The sequence below is a fragment of the Zhenhengia sp. genome, from assembly GCF_046966505.1.
GTDB classification, from domain to species: Bacteria; Bacillota; Clostridia; order Lachnospirales; family Cellulosilyticaceae; genus Zhenhengia; species Zhenhengia yiwuensis.
The window spans coordinates 120,900-139,321 of record NZ_JBKVCH010000007.1 but is presented as its reverse complement, the minus strand read 5'-3'; the positions used below and the strand labels follow the sequence as shown (position 1 = coordinate 139,321).

13 protein-coding genes and 2 riboswitches are annotated in these 18,422 nt (G+C 36.1%); of the genes, 1 reads left to right on the top strand and 12 read right to left on the bottom strand.

From position 1 onward, the window contains the following. Positions 1 to 85: 85 nt before the first annotated feature. Together ACLTBU_RS09680 and ACLTBU_RS09675 are read right to left on the bottom strand one after the other, a co-directional pair. A complete protein-coding gene (locus tag ACLTBU_RS09680) occupies positions 86 to 583 on the bottom strand; it encodes a hypothetical protein (RefSeq protein WP_249333960.1) in 498 nt (165 codons plus the stop codon). A 16-nt stretch (positions 584 to 599) separates the two neighbouring features. Further along, positions 600 to 1,025 carry a hypothetical protein gene (locus ACLTBU_RS09675; RefSeq protein WP_177669136.1) on the bottom strand — a complete coding sequence of 142 codons (426 nt, stop codon included), beginning with the start codon at positions 1,023 to 1,025 and terminating at the stop codon, positions 600 to 602. A gap of 368 nt (positions 1,026 to 1,393) precedes the next feature. On the opposite strand from ACLTBU_RS09675, the gene ACLTBU_RS09670 reads away from it, so the two are divergent. Beyond that, entirely contained in the window at positions 1,394 to 3,124 is a 1,731-nt protein-coding gene (locus ACLTBU_RS09670; RefSeq protein ID WP_412218704.1) for a glycoside hydrolase family 35 protein, read from the top strand. Between the two features lie 182 nt (positions 3,125 to 3,306). On the opposite strand, the gene ACLTBU_RS09665 is transcribed toward ACLTBU_RS09670, so the two are convergent. The 10 genes from ACLTBU_RS09665 to ACLTBU_RS09620 form a co-directional block, all read right to left on the bottom strand. Further along, complete coding sequence (locus ACLTBU_RS09665; RefSeq protein ID WP_412218702.1) at positions 3,307 to 4,074, bottom strand: ABC transporter ATP-binding protein; 768 nt, start codon at positions 4,072 to 4,074, stop codon at positions 3,307 to 3,309. After that, positions 4,061 to 5,071 (bottom strand): FecCD family ABC transporter permease, encoded by a 1,011-nt coding sequence (locus ACLTBU_RS09660; RefSeq protein WP_249333967.1) that lies wholly within the window; start codon positions 5,069 to 5,071, stop codon positions 4,061 to 4,063. Before ACLTBU_RS09660 ends, ACLTBU_RS09665 begins: the two co-directional genes overlap by 14 nt. Next, positions 5,055 to 6,128 (bottom strand): ABC transporter substrate-binding protein, encoded by a 1,074-nt coding sequence (locus tag ACLTBU_RS09655; protein WP_337527322.1) that lies wholly within the window; start codon positions 6,126 to 6,128, stop codon positions 5,055 to 5,057. The genes ACLTBU_RS09660 and ACLTBU_RS09655 overlap by 17 nt, the downstream gene beginning before the upstream one ends. A gap of 128 nt (positions 6,129 to 6,256) precedes the next feature. Continuing rightward, a riboswitch (cobalamin riboswitch) is annotated at positions 6,257 to 6,436 on the bottom strand. A 129-nt stretch (positions 6,437 to 6,565) separates the two neighbouring features. Beyond that, a complete protein-coding gene (locus tag ACLTBU_RS09650) occupies positions 6,566 to 12,052 on the bottom strand; it encodes an S-layer homology domain-containing protein (RefSeq protein ID WP_412218701.1) in 5,487 nt (1,828 codons plus the stop codon). Positions 12,053 to 12,164: 112 nt separating this feature from the next. After that, complete coding sequence (locus tag ACLTBU_RS09645; RefSeq protein WP_320650823.1) at positions 12,165 to 12,740, bottom strand: hypothetical protein; 576 nt, start codon at positions 12,738 to 12,740, stop codon at positions 12,165 to 12,167. A 315-nt stretch (positions 12,741 to 13,055) separates the two neighbouring features. Then, positions 13,056 to 13,703, bottom strand: a complete 648-nt coding sequence (locus ACLTBU_RS09640; protein ID WP_320650822.1) for a DUF4430 domain-containing protein — start codon at positions 13,701 to 13,703, stop codon at positions 13,056 to 13,058. Between the two features lie 2 nt (positions 13,704 to 13,705). Continuing rightward, a complete protein-coding gene (locus ACLTBU_RS09635; RefSeq protein ID WP_412218700.1) occupies positions 13,706 to 14,827 on the bottom strand; it encodes a prenyltransferase/squalene oxidase repeat-containing protein in 1,122 nt (373 codons plus the stop codon). Between the two features lie 99 nt (positions 14,828 to 14,926). Next, positions 14,927 to 15,126: riboswitch (cobalamin riboswitch) on the bottom strand. A 54-nt stretch (positions 15,127 to 15,180) separates the two neighbouring features. Next, positions 15,181 to 15,912, bottom strand: a complete 732-nt coding sequence (locus tag ACLTBU_RS09630) for an ECF transporter S component (RefSeq protein WP_249333976.1) — start codon at positions 15,910 to 15,912, stop codon at positions 15,181 to 15,183. Further along, on the bottom strand, positions 15,891 to 17,498 hold the full coding sequence (locus ACLTBU_RS09625; RefSeq protein ID WP_412218698.1) for an ABC transporter ATP-binding protein: 1,608 nt from the start codon (positions 17,496 to 17,498) through the stop codon (positions 15,891 to 15,893). Before ACLTBU_RS09625 ends, ACLTBU_RS09630 begins: the two co-directional genes overlap by 22 nt. A 14-nt stretch (positions 17,499 to 17,512) precedes the next feature. Next, positions 17,513 to 18,403 carry an energy-coupling factor transporter transmembrane component T gene (locus ACLTBU_RS09620; RefSeq protein WP_412218697.1) on the bottom strand — a complete coding sequence of 297 codons (891 nt, stop codon included), beginning with the start codon at positions 18,401 to 18,403 and terminating at the stop codon, positions 17,513 to 17,515. Between the last annotated feature and the right edge of the window lie 19 nt (positions 18,404 to 18,422).

The following is an 18,422-nucleotide window of genomic DNA, read 5'->3' as shown; positions in this document are numbered from 1 at the left end:
CGCAGAACTTTCCTATACTATAAAAGAAACGACCTTATTTGAACTTAAATAAGGTCGTTTCTTTTTTTACTCTATTTTACTTAGATTACCATCCATTTCTTTGAGGCGGAATATTCCAATCATTTCCCCCTCCACCTTGTAACTTATCAGTCGCCCTATCCACTTCTCTTGTAAGCTCCCTAAGCTTTTGTAAACTTGCAAAAGTTTGGCGCTGAGTTGCATCTATCCGAGTTGCAATACTAATAAGTTGTGCAGGTTGGGGCGGATTAGGTTGGCCTGCAAGAAGTCTTAACTCTTGTTCAATAGCATCAAACCCTAATAATCCTGTCTGAATCATTTCACTAATAAAATTGACTTTATCCATAATCATATCAATTTGATTAGCCGTAATTCTAGATGCAGGTGCATTCCAGCTATTCATATAATTAAGTTCTGTAGAAGCTATATTAGGATTATCAGATACCTTAAAATCTTTTTGAACGGCATCAGGTAAATCTGTTTTTAAATCATGTGCTATATCTTTAACTTCTTCTACTACATCCATAGCTGTAAGCTTTAAATCTGTAATTAAATTTTTAAGCATATATCCACCTTCTTAACTAATCTTGAAGTTTATCAGTTAAAACATCTATTTGATTGGTTAAAGCATCAATTTTATCTGTCAATTGGTCAATTTCGTTTGTGTAAACATCTACATCTTTAATATTTTTTCTTACTTCTTCTTGGTTATCCATAGAAGTTGAAACTTTTGATGCAATTTCTTGAGCAATAGATTGAACTAAGACTTGAATGTTTTCAGGTGCATTTTGCCCAATTTGTGCTACTAATCTGTCTAAAAGTGGCTTAACTTGTTGAAGTGTTTTAATCGAGTTACTTAACTCTCTTCCACATGAATTAAGCTCTGCGTCAATTTTATCACATGTTCTATCAATATCAGATTGTGTAATTTGATCAATTTCACGAATGACTTTATCAATTTCATTTCCAATACTTCTTGCATCTTTTTTACCTACAAATAATGCCATTACTCCACCTCTTTAATATGTAAATTTTATATACAAATTATATATTAAACGTTATATTTTAACAAGTTTATAATTTATTTTAAAATACATTATTAACAAAAATTTAATAATCTTATTTCCAAATTCTTTTTTAAATATCTTCTTACTTCTAAAATTAAAATATAAACCTTTTTAGATAAGTCTCTTTTTATCTATTTTTTTATCCTTACCTACAAAATATATTCAGATTTCGTTAATTTTTTATAAATTAAGCTACTTAAAATTACAAAAAATTTATATTTAGTTTTACACATTAGTTTATGATATATTATACTATAATTGGTTAAAATTTTTATATTATACATCATTTATATGTGAAAGGATTTATCATGCTTACACTAACCGACAATCAACAACCTATTATGAGTGGTGCAATTCACTACTTCAGACTTTTAAAATCAGACTATAAAGACCGTCTTATGAAACTTAAAGCTTGTGGCTTTAATACGGTTGAAACTTATGTACCTTGGAACCTTCATGAGCCTGAAAAAGGCAAATTTGTATTTGATGGACACTTCGATATTGAATGTTTCCTTCAAACAGCAGCTGAGCTTGACCTCGCTGTTATTTTAAGACCAGGTCCATATATCTGTTCTGAATGGGATTTCGGTGGACTTCCAGCTTGGCTTCTCAAAGATAAAAATATGGTCCTTAGATGCTACTATGAACCATACCTTAAACACGTAGATGACTGGTTTGATGCATTCATCCCACGAATTGTACCATACCTTAGTACAAATGGTGGACCAATCATTGGCGTTCAGGTAGAAAACGAGTATGGTAGCTATGGAGATGACAAAAAATATTTAAATCATATTAAAGAAGGTCTTATTCGCCGTGGCGTCGATGTTACGCTCTTTACTTCTGATGGTGGTCCTGACCATATGCTTACAGGTGGTACACTTCCTGACGTGTACAAAACAGTTAACTTTGGTTCTGCTGCAGATTGGAACTTCTCACAACTTAGAAAACGTCAACCAGATCTTCCTGTTATGTGTATGGAATTTTGGGATGGCTGGTTCGATCACTGGGAAGTCCCTCACCATACAAGACCGAGCCATGAAGTCGTACAAGTCTTTGAAGATATGCTTGCTCATAATGCACATGTTAACTTCTACATGTTCCACGGTGGTACCAACTTTGGTTTCTATAACGGTGCCAACTTCTACAATGATGCTAATGCACAAGGCTATGGAGCTACTGCAACAAGTTATGACTACTGTGCTCTTTTAACAGAAGCTGGTGATATTACAGAAACTTACTTAGCTATACGCGAGTGTATGGAAAAACACTTTGGTCCTATTCCATATGAAATTCCTGCTAATACAACAAAAAAAGCATACGGCAAAGTAAACTTTACCAAACAAGCACTTCTTTTCGACAATTTAAATAATCTTACTACTAAAAAAGAATCTGCTATGGCAGAAAACATGGAATACTATGATCAAGACTTTGGTTATATCCTTTATCGTACACATGTAGAGGGCCCTCGTGGTGATGTAGGTATTCACTTAACACAAATCCATGACCGTGCTCAAATTTTCATTAATGATGAAGAAGTAGCTGTCTATAAACGTGGCGAAAAACAAGAGTTATCTCGTAACATTCCAAGTGAAGGTATCACTTTAGATATTTTAGTGGAAAATATGGGGCGTATTAACTATGGTCCTCAACTTAAAGACTATAAAGGTCTTGTAGGCGGCTTAACCATTGCAGGCTGTTACCACTTTGGCTATGATGTCTACAATTTAGATATGAAAGACCTTTCAAAACTTGAGTTTAAAGATACTATAGAAAAAACAAATAAACCTTGCTTCTACCAAGCTACTTTTACAGTAGATGAAGCACATGATACATTCCTTAAATTTGAAAACCTTACAAAAGGATTTGTTCTCATTAACGGCTTCAATATTGGTCGTTACTGGAACGTAGGTCCACAAGAAACACTCTTTGTACCAAGTGGACTCCTTAAAGAAGGAGAAAATGAAATCGTCATCTTTGAGCAACATGAAGCTAAAGAGCCAAGTATTGAATTCATTGATTATGCGATTTTAGGATAAATGTTTAATAATCCAAACATTATCAAGCGTATACCTTAATAGCGCAGGCTGTAGTATCTGAAAAGATCAAATTCAATACCTTATTTAAATAAAACATGGTCTACAATAAATTATACCTATAAACCAGCCCCCCTTATTCGACAAAATGAATAAGGGGGGCTGGTTTATTTATACGATACATCCTACTTCACAATAAAATAAGGATAGCCATAGGATACTTCTTCATAGATATTAGCATCTATCCCAAATACCTCTTTTAAAATCTCTTTCGTTATAACTTCTTTTGGACTTCCTTCTATAACTTTACAGCCTTCTTTCATAGCTATAATCCTATCTGAATAACGACTGGCTTGATTAATATCATGTAGAACCATAACCACAGTAATGCCCATTTCATCATTAATTCTCTTAATAAGCTCAAGTACTTCATGTTGATGTGCAATATCAAGGTAAGTAGTTGGTTCATCTAGAAGCAGGATTTCAGTTTGCTGTGCTAATGCCATGGCAATCCATGCACTTTGCCTTTCTCCTCCAGACATAGTGGACATCTTACGATTTTGAAGATGGGTAATACCCGTCTCATTAATCGCCCAATCTATAATACGCCAATCCTCTTCCTTTAATCTCCCCATCCAATCCAGGTAAGGATTTCTTCCATAACTTACAAGGTCTCGTACGAGAAAATCATCTGGCACAAGAGGTGACTGAGGCAGAATCGCTAACTTTTTTGCAAGTGTCTTATGGGAGTAGCTATGAATAGATTGGTTATCTATAAAAATATCCCCTGAAGCAATTTTCTTATTCTTGCTCAAAGCCTTAAGCAAAGTGGATTTACCACATCCATTAGGCCCAATAATAGTAGTAATGGTGTGTGGCTTAATACAAAAAGAGAGATCTTTGATTACCATATGCTGTTCATAACCTAAAGTAAGCTTTCTACTTTCTAGCACTCTTAATCCCTCCTCTTAATAAGTATAAGAAAAATGGTACACCAACTATTGCCATAATAATTCCAACTGGAATTTCCATAGGCTCAGCAACTACTCTTCCTATAGTGTCACAAAGCATAAGTACCCCCGCTCCTGTTAAGGCACTTGCTGGTAATAAATATTTATAATCAGACCCAATCAAAATTCTAGAAATATGTGGTACAATTAAGCCCACAAAACTAATGAGCCCCACTACACTTACTGCACTGGCAGCCAAAAGAGAAGTTAATAAAATAAGAATAACGCGTAGCCTCTCCACATTTACACCTAAACTTCCTGCTATCTCATCACCTAATAGTAAGATATTAAGCTTTTTAGAGAGTATCATAGCCACTATAAAACCAATTAAGGCATAGGGCCAAATCCTATTAAAGTCATTCCAAGCCTTAACCGATAAGCTCCCGATAGAAAAACCTAAGGTGTTGTGCACCCTATCAGGAAAAAAAATCAAAATAAGATCTACTAAAGCATTTAATAAAGAAGAAACGGCTAGCCCTGCCAGCACCATACGAAGCGGATTAATCCCATCCTTCCAAGAGAGTATAAAGATAAGTACCGTTGTGAGTACCGCTCCAACAAAGGCTGCTGGCGTCACTAAATACTCATATTGTGGGAATAAAACTAAGCAAATAACAGACATAAGTCCTGCTCCTGATGTAATCCCAATAGTACTTGGAGAAGCCAGTGAATTTCTCATGATCCCTTGCAAAATAGCGCCTGCTAATGCTAGGCATACCCCTACTAACCCAGCTACAAAAGTTCTTGGTAAGCGTATGTTATAAATAATATTATGGTTCATACCACTTTTCTCTACAAAAATAGCCTTTATAATATCCATAGGCCCTACTTTATAAGCACCCAATCCAATACTTATAAATAAACTTACAATGACAAATAGTATAAGTCCTATTAGGACCATTCCCTTGTATCTAGGTGTATCTCTAAAATCCGTTTTCATTATTTGGCTTCTTTCTCAAAAAAATCTCTTCCAAATAAGCAAAAGCTTCATCATAGCGCGCATTTGGTTTGTATACAAATAAATCTTTTGGTAAGTAATGTACTTCATCATTTTGTACGGCTGTTAAAGCATTCCAAGCTGGATTGCTCTCTAAATCTTTTGCGATTTTTGCTTTCACCCCTTCTACATCTCCCATCGTACTAATAAGAATATAATCCGGGTCCGCTTCAATCAATTTCTCAAAGCTAAAAGCTACTCTTGTTTCACCTTCAACTACTATATCTTCAGGTTTTACAATATTCTCTACACCTAATAAGCTTGTCATTTCACCTATAGAGGAATCATCTGTATCTACTTTAATTTCTTTGCTTGTCGAATAAAGTACTGCTACTGAAGGATGCTCTTTATTTTCCTTGGCTCTTTCTATAATCCCTTCACATTTTTCTACTACAGGCATGACTTTCTCTTCAAATAAATCTTCTGTTCCTAGTATCTTACTGAAAATATAAGCATTATTTTGGAAAGCACTATAGGCTTTTGTTGAGGCATCAATCACTACCCATTCAATACCATTTTGATCAAGTATATCTGCAAATTGTGTTTGACTATTCGTTGTATGCATTAAGACTAAATCTGGCTCTAATGCAAGTAAGGCTTCAATACTTACTTTATTAAAAGACCCTAAGTCTGTAATATTCATAGCTTCTGGTGGTACATTAGACTCACCACTTACACGTGCAACAGATTCACCACCTACTAAATACCATAAATCTAATATGGAATTTAACAGCACAACCGTTCTTTCTGGTTTTTTAGTAAGGGTTTTCTCATTACCTTCTCCATCTACAAAAGTTACGGTTGTATCTGTTTCAGCTAAAATAAGTTTTTCATAACCCTTTTCATGCTCTTCTTGTACAGATTTGCTCTCTTGAATGTTCTCATGCTCTTGTACTTGTTCAATTTGAGTTTCTACATCGACACTTCCTTTGGGCTGACTACACCCTACTAGACTTGCACACATTAAAATCCCTGCTAAAACTAAGCTTAACTTCTTCATTTTCTTCACTCCTATAGTTTTTTAGTCATAAAAAAATCTCCTATTTCTAGGAGACGCGTGCAAATCAAGCCCATTAAATCTTTTTAGACTTAATGCGCTTTCATTACACCCTCCATCCATCGTAGAGTTAATGGTGTTTCATTATAGGCAGGTCTTCTGACTTAGGTTCATCAAACTTATCGCCTTCCCTTCTTTCAAAAGTGGCCTTTCTGATAAGCTCTCCCCCTTACAGCGGCGGGACCGTACAGTACTCTCAACTGTTTCCCTATTAAGCTATGTAAAATAGCACCTATAACATTTCTCCATATTACAATTATTTTAATTTAATGTCAATATTTATACTTTTCTTATGCTTAAAACGAGTAGCCTTTTTACCAAGGCTACTCGTTTTAAGTTTTTTCTCTAAAGTTTTATAAGCCTTAATTTTTTTAATGCTGTTATTCTTCTAAACTCTGTAATAAAAGTGCTATCATTTTTGCTACCTCCGCACGTGTTGCCTGAGCTAATGGCGCGAAGTTGCCATGCTCTCTACCATCTATAATATTAGCTGCTTTCATAGCATAAACAGCTTCTCTTGCATAAGCTTTAATGACCTTATCATCTGCAAAAAGCTCTCTCTTTGTAGCGTTGTCCCAAGTATAATGTTGTACCTGGCTCATATAGCGATAGAGCATCACTGCCATATCCTGACGTGTAATGGTCTCTTGTGGGTTGAAGCAAGTACCGCTTCCTTGTACAATCCCCATTACCTTCGCCCATGCTACAGCAGGCATAAACCAATCTATATCTTGAACATCTTGAAAAGTGCTTTCTGTATATAAGCTTAAATCAACTTGACTCATATGAGCTAAAATCTGTACAAACTCAGCGCGTGTTATCCAATCATTTGGTGCAAAAGTCGTTTCTGTCTTTCCTTTAATCAGACCTTTTGCCATAAGATATTCGATATACTCTTTGGCCCAACTTGTCTCAATATCTGTAAAGAGATAAACTGGTGCTCCTTCTTCCTTAGGTTCTTTATAAAGGACTATAAATTCGCCACATTTACTGGTCCTAAATAGAACTGTCTTGGTATCTTCATCATAAAGGCTACCTTCTATAAGCTGTAACTGCTCATCTTCTGTAACCCAGTATACTTTCAAGTACTCAGGTTCTTGCGTATCCTTAAGCTTATAAGGCACAGCAACTTCTATCTTCTCTTCTCCTAAACTTAAACTATCTTTTTGAGCTGTTTGTAAGTTAAAGACCAAGATAGTACCCTCACCTATTTGTTCTTTAATTTCTTGGCTTAGATCCTTTTGATGCAATTGTTTAAGCGTAAAATCAATTGCCTTTTCATCTGCCTCTTTAACCATTTGCTTAAGTGCCTTTTCATCTAATGTAAAGGTTGCCCACTCTGTTACAATCTGCAACGTAGTATGCTGTGTTTGACCTAAAGCTTCTACAACTTCACTTGGTAATTTTAGACTTATACCTACTGCTTCATCTGGTAACTCCACTTTAATTTGTGCTAGGCTATCTTCTTTATCGTTACTTTGAAGTTGATTGATAAACTGTGTTTTCTGATTAAATTCAAAGGTAAAGTAAGCTGTACCTCCTTGGACTTTTACAGGTCTTAGCGTAACTGTTGCAGATTGCCCTACTACATTTCCGCCATCTGTATTACTTCCCCAATGTTCTGAGTCTTCTTCCTTCATATAATCATCTGTATAATGCCACACAATATGATCTCCCTCATAAACTGGATACTGCCTTAAACCATAAAGTGGATGGGCTCCATTAACTGTATACATCCATCCTGAATGAATACCATTACTAAATTCTCTTAGCCATTCGCCTCTTGGTGACTGAATCCCTCCAATATACCCCGGCTGTGATTCATCATAGCTTAATCCTGCCTCACTTAGCGCTTTATGGAAAACATCAAATACAACAGAACCTTCTGGTACAGTAATTGACCTTTCTGGTATCCATGTCTCAAAGTCTACATGTTTATCTGCTGTTTCATGAACGGAGTCACCTATCAGCTCAAAGGTAACCGTAATCATTTCCTTATCATCTGGATCTGGGTCTGGCCCTGGCGTACTTACCTCTTGAAGCTGTTCATGTGCTAGAATAATGGCTTGACATCTTTCATAAATCTCATGAGCTGTTGCATTAGCATTATGCGTTACAATAGTAAGAGCCATTGCCTCATTTTCAAAGACTTTAAAGCTCTCAGCTGTATAAAGTGCACAATCTGTAAAGTAAGGAAGTTTATGAGAAGTCATTTTCTCTATAAGTTCTTTGAGTCTAAAGTAATGCTCACCATACCCTTTAATCTTTCCTTCAGGTACCCTCATAGCTTCATTATAAGTCCACCTTAAAGCCTCTACTTGTTCTTTAGGACAACTAGTTACATCTCCCTCCAAAATCAGCTTTGCTTGTTCTATCACACCATCTAAGTGCGCTCTTGTTAAATATTGTCTTTGCCATACATTTGTTCCTTGGACAATAGTGCCTAGTGCAATAATGGCGTCTTTGTCAAAATCCTTAAAATCCATATTAGGTATTGTTATAAATCTTCCATCGTCTAACTGGGCTTTTTTAATAATATCGAGTGGATTTTGCCCTGCTATGCTCCATTTCTCACTTGTTACATCTTCTCCAGCTGCCACTAGCCCTGCTACCACACAAGAATGGGTATTAATATTTTGGTTTTGGTATTGTATATGGTCAAAGGTACTACGGTATTCCCCTTCTTGTACCTGCCGATCTTTGAAGGAATCAATAATCTCTTGCATTTCTGCTTGACCAACAACATCTTTATGATTTTGAATACCAATAAGTGCCCAACCTCTCATATCTAAATCAAAAGTATCATCAGCAGCTTGATCTTTTACAATATTAATGAGCGCCTCATTATACGTAGCACCTGCTGCATCTAGTGCATACAACGCCCAAATATTGTTAGCATAAGGTCCGTAAACACCTCCTATTTTTTCTAAAGCCTGCAACTTTTCTACATAATTAATGCCTTTATAGTTATAAGGATTTTCTCCCATAATCACCAATTGTAAAATAATAGCTGCATAATCTGTTGCTTGATAAGTGCCGAAATCACCATTCTTATGAGTAGTCACATCATAAACTTTATAATCTGTCAAATCAACACCTGCACTTGCTAGTCTAAAAACACCCCAATAGCCTTGTCGTGAAATATCTTTTCCATACTCTTTTTCCATTCCCTTAAGTGTCTTATCTAAAATAAGTTTAGCTTCTTCCTGAGCTATTGAAGTTTCAGCAGTTATCCTCTGTACTGTTTCTATACCTTCTAATTCTAGGCTAAACATCTTAGGTACGACATCTTCTTGTGGATCTCTGAGTTCTAACTGCTTATAAGCCTCTATTACATTCCGAACACCTTCTATTAATTGATGACTTGTTATCTCCTCTTTCTCAAATAATGCATTTAAATCTGCCTTAGCTTGTTTATAGACTGCATAACTTTCAGGTGTATAAAGTTCTTCCTCATTCAAACTTGTGCTTGCTAACATATCCTTTAATGCTTGTTGTAAAGCAAAGTATCGCTCACCATAACCTTTGATAGAACCTTGTACCACTAAGATACTATTCATATTGTCATACGCTAGTTTAAGTGATTCTACACAGGATTGATCATAGATGCTTAAATCTGTTTTAAGTAATGCATTGACTCTATCTCCTAAATTCTTAACCTTATTAGCATCTAAATCCATTCTTTGCCAAATATTACTTTCTTGTACTAAATCACCTAAAGCAATGATCCTAGCAAGGTTAATGCTCTCTAATTCTCTACCTAGAATATCTATAGGATCTTTCTCTTCCCATACATAAGGTGCCCTACTTAAATCTTCACCTGCTACTACAAGCCCCATAACAACATAGGCATGTGTCTCCAAATCAAAGTTTTCGCCCTCTTTAAAGGTACCTGCGTCACTCCCCGTTCTCACTTCATAAGCTTGCACTATACGTATCATTTCATCTAATGTTGTCTCCCCTACTTCCTCTTCATGCTGCATAAGTGCAACTAGGCTTAACCCTTTAGCCTTTAAAGGTGCTTTTTCACTATGGATTACCTCTACAAGCTGGTCAATTTGCTTTTGTGAGACTTTTGCCCCTGCTGCATCTAAAGCTAAAACTGCCCAAGCTCCTTCATCATCTACACCTAGGATAGGGTGTACTTGTAAATAATCTTCTAATAGCGCTATATAATTAATACCTTCATAATAGTAGGGATTTTTTCCTTCTAAAATAAGCTGCATGATTACGCCTGCATAATCTGTGGCTGTATACTGTGTAAAGTCTCCATCCTTATGATTTTTAACGTCATACAAAGTATATTCAGAGTTATCTTGATTACTACTTGCAAGAACAAAGGTACCTCTATAATCTAAACTTGAAATATCTTTACCATAAGTATTATAAAAACTTTCAAATACCTTACCTAAAAGGATTTCTTCTTTAGGTTGTTCAGTCCCCTCTACACTGATAACATAAGTCTTTTGCTTTTCTACGTCACCATTTGTAAAGGTTGCAGTCAGTGTAACCTGTGTCGTATAACTTGGCTGCACCACTTTTCCATCAGGCGTAATAATTTCTTCATGGTTACTCTCCCAACTAATCGTAGTGCCCTGTACCCCTTGTGTAGGCAAATCTATATCCACCTTCGTTACATGGGGAACCTCTAATCCACGTAGTGTTTCTAAGATAGAGCGTACAGACTTAGCTTGTGGTGTAACAATACGTCTCCAAGAAACTTCTCCTTCCCTTAAATCACTTAGGGCAATAAGGACTTGCTGCGTATCATATTCTTTACACTTTACACCACTCCTTCTCGAAATACGGTAGCCACCGCTACCATCTTCATTTCTATATTGCTTAAGTTTATTTAAAAGTTCATATTCTTCTATTTTTTCAGGTTGACCTAAGGCAATCCACATAGGAATTGAATAATAAATATTAGGTAACCCTATATTGGCTCCTGAATTAATAAATTTTAATCCTTGATAGATTGCTTCTTGACAAATCTCACCTAGGGTAGTGCCATCTTCTTTAAGAATGATCTCATCTTCCATATGACTTGAAAGCAAACCTACAATCAGTTGTGTAGCCGATCTGTTATTCTCTGGATAAGAAAATCTTCCTGGCATCATAGTATTAAAAACATCTCCAGTAAAATCGCCTGATACCCCCTGCATAGATAATACTTTTTTAAGTGCTCCTACATAACCATAGTCTTTACCTTCCTCATAATTAGGCCACTCCACTTCTACATCTGTGCCATAATACGCTTCTAGTGCTAAAATGGCTCGTGCTTGCGCAACGCCATCCTTTTCAAGCCTAACTGTCTCCTGAGGATCTTTAAAATAACCTGTTTCTGTCTGCGTACTTAATAAATCTTCTACTAAGCTACTCGCATCCTCTCCTAAAGCAATAGCATCCAATATAGCCTCTGCTCTGCCGACAATATCTGCTTGAGGTTCGCTTCCTTGTAACCTTGTTGCACTATGTTTATAGGAGCTTTCTCCTATTCCATTCCTATCAAATTGAGTAGGATCGATATGCGCTGCTTTAAAAGCATAGGGATAAAGTGATAAATCTAAAAGTGCTCTTCCATCTTCTCCCTCTGTATTTAAATGACTTACATACCCTTCTATTCCCTCTATTAATTCATCAATTGTATAAGCACCATCTGTTGTAATTTGAATACGTTCGTTTAACCCATAAGCCCCATCTGTAGTAGTAGCTAGGCCACCAGATGTTGTCGTCATCGTTTCATTAAAAAGCTGCATAGCCTTTTCAGCCTTTTCATCTACTACTATTTGTGCATATGGCCTTATAGGTATAGTCAAAAGCAATATTGGAACTAATAATCTGGCTATTTTCTTTTTTAAAGTATTCATTTTCCCCTCTCTTTCTCCCTTTAAACCTATACTACAAATTTTTATTATTACTTAAATAGATATACAGCTACATACATTAATGGGAGCTGTATATCTATTTAAAAGCTACATTTTACCAATATTCTTCTGTATATTCGTAAATTAAATCAATAATATCTCCTTCATTTAATATTAGATTACTTGCATATAACTCCGTCTTCGTTCCATTCACATATAATCCCCATGAGTAACCCTTCCAATAAGATTGCCCTTTAACAGAGGAGTAATACGCATCTACTACTTCTGTTCCTGTCCCAATAAATTCATTTATATAAGCACCATTAACTTTACTTGCTATATCCCAACCTATTTTAATCCCTTCTTCAAGAGGTATCCCCTGATCCAATAAATATTGGTAAAGTGCATCCATAACTGTTGGAATATCTTGATATTGATGAACTGCTCCATCCGCTACTGGAAATAAAGTTTTAAAGTGCTCTTTATCGAGTACTACTGGCTCTACAACAGGATATGTTGGTAGATCTGTTTCATTAGCAATTCTTACAGTCGCCCTAATTTGAGTCATTGCTTGTTCTGCTACCCTCAAGTCACTTGGCATTGGCCTTGCTCTAACACTTATACTAAGCATCATAACTGCCATAAGCATTGTTAGAAATCTACTTATTGATTTTTTAATACTTTTTTTCATCTCGCTATCTCCCTTTCTTAAAACAAATTAATAAATAATGTCTACCTATGACTTTTTTAAACTCCTTTCTTAAGATTGATAAACATCATTTTTATATTTCAAACATTTACCCAAACAAAAAAGCGCCTATTTTCCCCATGAAAATAGACGCACTTACTCCTCTACTTACACCATTGTCTAAACCGGGAAACAATTTGGTAAAACGATTTTAGTGTGTATCTGACTTATCCGCTTGCTACGGCATCACAGTGACCCGATCGCGGGGACTCTCACCCCATTCCACGCTTACGCTTTTAAAATCGTTTTAATACTTATTCATTTTTCTAGATATACATTGCCTATATCTCTTCCTAAATCACAAGTATATACCCAATCGATTACATCTCCTTCCTTAACCTGGTATCTGGAACACCCATAATTAGGAAACCATCCATTAACCTTATACATCCAGCCTGAGAGCTCCCCCACGTCAAACTCATAAAGATTATGAATGCCTTCTATATAAGCACTGTTATACATAGGGGTAAACTCAAACTCCATATGAATCTTAGCATTTGTAACTTCTCTTAAGAGTACATCAAATACACTTTCTCCCTCATAAGCTGTAACTTCTTGTAGATGAAAGATAATACCATCTTCCGGTACTAATTGCCATTTAGCAGTTTCTAATAAATCTATATTATTTAATATGGTTTCACAGGTAATAGAAAGCTTTACTTTAAAAGATTTTTCCTTATTGATAGTGATAGCTTCTGGTTCAACGGGCTTAGGTTTATTTTCTGGTACAGGATCTGTCAAATACTTGTCTCGTTCTACTTCTTCTACCTGTTCTGTTTCAGATTGACTGCTATATTCTACTTGCCCCGGCGTATAAACCTTCTGATGAGATACCTTGCTTCCTAGAAACCATGTTATGATGAGGCACATTAAAACAGCTAACAAAACTTTAATTTTTTGTTTCATCTCTACTTATACACCTTTATATCTGTCATATCATATAAGGAAGTTTGACCTTTTAATAATCGCTCATAGGCTACTAATGCATAGTAAGCCTGCTCTGTAGCCATTTGATCTATTTTTCCATCACGTAAATGCCTAAATCCGCCTCCACTCACATAATACTCCATTAAAGCATCTATAGGACTCTTACCATTTTTTATAAACCGTGCATCTTTTTGAGGATCAAGACCTAGTGAGCAAAGTGCTACAATGACTTGAGCTGTACTTTCTGATGTCTCTATACCTTCTCCTAAAACAAGCCCATACTCACTTATAAAGCCACCACTTTTACTTTGCTTCTGAGATAAAAGCTTAAGCGCTTTATCTACTGCTTTTGTTACATATTCATAATTTTTCTGATTATAATAAGGTGCTAAGGCTTGGAGTGTCATAGCTGTCATATCCATATCCGCCTTTGCTCCATTTTTACTTAAACTAAACCCTCCATCTTTTGTTCTATAATCTTTTAAGATCTTTTCTATAATACTATTACGAGAAATCGTTGCATCTTTAGGCCTTGTAGACTGCTTTAAATCTATGGTTATAAGACCAAATACCAATTCATTTAAACCTTGTCTATCTCCTAAACCTTGATGTGCCTTAGGTAGATCAGACATTTTCTTTTCTTTATTCCAAGAGTATTCTATTAAATCTATGCCTGCTACATGCATAGGGTCCTTTCCTATAGCTGTAAGTGCAATAGCAAGTCTCTGGGTTTCTGTCACTTTTAGTCCCCATTTTCTTGTTGCTTTTGCTTCTTCTTGCTTAATTTTTTCTACTACACATTTGTAATAATCTTCGTAGTATGTCTTAGGGACATCTACCCCTCTACGTGCAAGGCCTAAAACTGCCCACTCGCCTCCAATAGAGCCTACTGTTGGCTTTTTGACTTTATTCAATATATAGCTGGTTGTATGATCAAGTGCATCTTTAACTTCACTTTCAATACTTCTTAACTGCGTTTGAGTAGTAGAAGAAAGATTCTGCCCACTTGGTGTCACCACTGGTGTTGCATAAATAGGTAAACATACATTTAAAGTAAGTATGACCACAATAACCCATGCAATGATTTTGTTATCCCCTCTCATTCATTAACCCTTCTTTCATATCATGCGCATAAAAAAACTCCTATCTATGGACAGGAGTATAGCGCGCGCTTTTCTTATATTCCTCCCTGTCCCAGAGGCATAAGTTTAAAATTACTTGGCAGGTCTCCTGACTTTATGATTTAGCCTCAGCTTTCCCTTCTCAAAGACCTAAGTCTTCAATGGTTATGAAAGCCTTGTAATCACATACAGTAATGGAAGTTGTGCTGGATTCTCACCAGCTTCCCTATTATCAGCTAACAGGACATTACCTATAGCTGACCAAATAACTTATATGATTGAATTCTATAACAGTATATTAAGTAGACAAGTTTATGATGTCTTAATTTGAAAAATTATTCTATTAATCCATATTTGATTTTGACACGTTCTATTTTCTCAATCATAGGCTTTGACAAAATAAGCAAGAAAAAAACTGTAGCGAATGCATGAATAAGGTCAAAAGGAAGCCCTGATAAACAATAGATTATAAGAAGTTCTAATGTAAACTGACCTGTTGCGGCAAGCATAGATTGTGTATTCATAAGAGGTCCATAAATAAGTAAGGTTGACAGTCCACCAAATACACATAGATAGAGATAAATCCAACCGTTCTTCTTAAGCAGTCCTTTTTTAAACAAAATCCCTGCTAAAAAACCAATAATACCAAAAGAAAACATTTGCCATGGCGTCCAAGGGCCCTGCCCAAATAAAAAGTTAGACACAAATCCCGACATAGCACCTACTAGAAAACCTGACTCTGCTCCAAGACATACGCCTGCAATAATCACAATAGCTACAACAGGCTTAAACTGAGGCAACATAAAAAATGCCCATCTGCCTGCCACTGCAATAGCAACTAAAACAGCAATAACCATAAGCTCTCTTGCCTTAGGCTTACGCCCCTCAAACACCATAAAAAAAGGGAGCATCGTATAAAAAATAATAAGCATGCTTATAAAGTAATACTTTCTGTCATCTAGCACTGTAAGTCCCCAAAAAATAGTCAGGGGAATAATCAGTAAAATAAAAAAAGCTTCAACCAGCGTTCTTTTAGATAAGCGTTTTACGCCTTGTTCTTTTCCCATAATGTGATAACATCCTTTATTGTTACGCCATTTTCAAATACAAACCTAGACATACGATTACTACTTGTGGTATAAAAGCTATTTCTGCTAAAAAAGATATTACTTGGCGCCTCGCTAATTAAATCGCCGTTAAAGAACATACCGCACCGATCTACATACTGGGCACAGAACTCAATGTCATGGGATACCATTAAAATAGTGACCCCTTTACTTGTAAGTTCTCTTAAAATCTGTGCGAGTTGCCTTTTAAAATAAGCATCCATCCCTTTAGTAGGCTCATCTAAAAGTAAAATCTGTGGTTCTAACAAAAGAATCTTGGCTAAAGCTAACCTTTGCTGCTCACCACCGCTTAAATCATAAGGATGTGCCTTTAAAAGATACGCCATATGGGTAAGCTTTGTTACCCTATCAATAGCATCTTTATCCTTTGCTATATCCCTAAGGTCTTCTAATACAGTCTTCTTGACAAAAAGTGCCTGTGGATTTTGAGGTAAAGTGACAATACGTTTTTTAGCTAGATTGATCTTACCATGATGAGGTTTTAGCATACCTCCTACTAAATTTAAAGTAGTGGTCTTACCTGTTCCATTGCCGCCTAGTAGACCATAAAACTCTCCTTCGTTTACAGAGAAGGAAAGATCACTAATAATATCTGGCCCTTCTTTTTCATACTTAAAGTAAACGTGTTTAAATTCTATAGCTTTCTTATCAGATGCAGGCTTATGACTTTTTTCAAGCCTTGGCACCCTGATTTCTTTATTTTTAAAATAGCGCTCTATACTCTGTCTTCCCTCTCTAATGGTAAGAGGATATTCATCTTGCACCATATGACTTACAATTTGCATAGACGATGGCATGGCATAAAACATAGGATGATTCATCTCTTTTAACAACCTACCAGCTTGCGTTGGCGTAGCATCTATCAGCAGCTTACCGCCATCTATAACAAATATACGATCACTCATAGGCAAGATTTCTTCTAATCTGTGCTCTGCTATTAAGATGGTAATACCTAAGTCTCTATTAATTTTCTTAATGGTATCTAAAAAGTTTATAGCCCCTACTGGGTCAAGTTGTGAAGTGGGTTCATCCAGAATAATCACTTCTGGCTGCATCGCCATAATAGAGGCTAAATTCAGAAGCTGCTTCTGCCCACCTGAAAGTTCTATCACCTTCTTATGAAACCAGTGCTGTATACCAAAGAAACTAGCCATCTCTCCCACTTTTAACCGAATTTCTGCCGCATCGTACCCCAAACTCTCCAGGCCAAAAGCTAATTCATGCCACACTTTATCCGTCACAATTTGATTATCTGGATTTTGAAGGACATAACCTATTTTAGAAGCCTGCTCTCTTAAATCTAGTCTATTTATATCCCGCTCCTCATACAGAATTTCCCCCTCTTTCTCCCCATGAGGTGCTAAAACAGGTTTAAGTTGCCGCATCAAGGTAGTCTTACCACTTCCAGAATCCCCACAAATGGTTATAAATTCCCCCTTTTCTATCGTTAGATTTATACGTTTTAAGGCATAATCTTCTCCAAATGGATATTTAAAACTAAAATCCTTTAGTTCGAATAAAGCCATCTCTCCCCTCCTTACTAAACACTTTGCTTGCTTATTCGCCACATGATTTCATCATAAATATTTAGGAAAATAGGCATATAGCATAACAAAAAATAACTGATAAAAACGAAGTTGCTCCAAACTGTAACAGGTGTAAACTGAATACGTGGAAAATAATTCACATAGATCAGTCCACTACAAGCACCCATAGCGACAAGCGCTATAAGGATAGCCAATAGACCTATTACCACTTTATCCTTCAAAGTCATCTTGTAAATTGAAAAAGCTGTACGACCTTTAAGCCCATATCCTCTTGCCTTCATACTATCTGCTGTTTCAATACTGCTTTCTAAAGACCAGGTCACCATAATGGATAGGATTTTAAGACCATTTCTTGCACGCCTTAGGACATTCCCCTGGGACACATCATTCCCTATACACTTTTGCGCATTGGAAATCGTTTTAATCCTTGCTTTATACAAGGGTACAAAGCGTAGAACCATGGAAAAAATCAACGAAGAAGCTGGAATGACCTTACCAAATAGGTACATGATTTTGTCCGAAGACATAATCTGGTTATGACAGGAAAACCAAATAATGACGTTAATAATCATAGTAGCCGATACAATGCCATAGATGATGCTTTCTAGCGTAAAAGGATTGCCGTCTTTAAGATAAAACAAAATGGTCATACCCTCATGATTAAAGAGGGGATTCACGCAATCTAGAACTAACATACTCGGTAGCATATAAACTAGCTTAAACTTCAGCGCCTTTTTCCTATTTAGCATAATAGAATAAATGCAGGCCCCACTTAGTGATAAAGCCATGTAAACAGGATGTAAGAAAAACATCGCAAAAATAATGACAGCAAAAAAGTATACGAAGTTGACCACAGGATGATACTTTTCAAAACAATCTACCATATGAACCTCCTTTTTTCTC

Bases quoted from the DNA above. Each gene is read 5' to 3' on its own strand.
- ACLTBU_RS09680 (WP_249333960.1), bottom strand. From the start codon at position 583: ATGCTTAAAAATTTAATTACAGATTTAAAGCTTACAGCTATGGATGTA.
- ACLTBU_RS09675 (WP_177669136.1), bottom strand. From the start codon at position 1,025: ATGGCATTATTTGTAGGTAAAAAAGATGCAAGAAGTATTGGAAATGAA.
- ACLTBU_RS09670 (WP_412218704.1), top strand. From the start codon at position 1,394: ATGCTTACACTAACCGACAATCAACAACCTATTATGAGTGGTGCAATT.
- ACLTBU_RS09660 (WP_249333967.1), bottom strand. From the start codon at position 5,071: ATGAAAACGGATTTTAGAGATACACCTAGATACAAGGGAATGGTCCTA.
- ACLTBU_RS09655 (WP_337527322.1), bottom strand. From the start codon at position 6,128: ATGAAGAAGTTAAGCTTAGTTTTAGCAGGGATTTTAATGTGTGCAAGT.
- ACLTBU_RS09650 (WP_412218701.1), bottom strand. From the start codon at position 12,052: ATGAATACTTTAAAAAAGAAAATAGCCAGATTATTAGTTCCAATATTG.
- ACLTBU_RS09645 (WP_320650823.1), bottom strand. From the start codon at position 12,740: ATGAAAAAAAGTATTAAAAAATCAATAAGTAGATTTCTAACAATGCTT.
- ACLTBU_RS09640 (WP_320650822.1), bottom strand. From the start codon at position 13,703: ATGAAACAAAAAATTAAAGTTTTGTTAGCTGTTTTAATGTGCCTCATC.
- ACLTBU_RS09635 (WP_412218700.1), bottom strand. From the start codon at position 14,827: ATGAGAGGGGATAACAAAATCATTGCATGGGTTATTGTGGTCATACTT.
- ACLTBU_RS09630 (WP_249333976.1), bottom strand. From the start codon at position 15,912: ATGGGAAAAGAACAAGGCGTAAAACGCTTATCTAAAAGAACGCTGGTT.
- ACLTBU_RS09625 (WP_412218698.1), bottom strand. From the start codon at position 17,498: ATGGCTTTATTCGAACTAAAGGATTTTAGTTTTAAATATCCATTTGGA.
- ACLTBU_RS09620 (WP_412218697.1), bottom strand. From the start codon at position 18,403: ATGGTAGATTGTTTTGAAAAGTATCATCCTGTGGTCAACTTCGTATAC.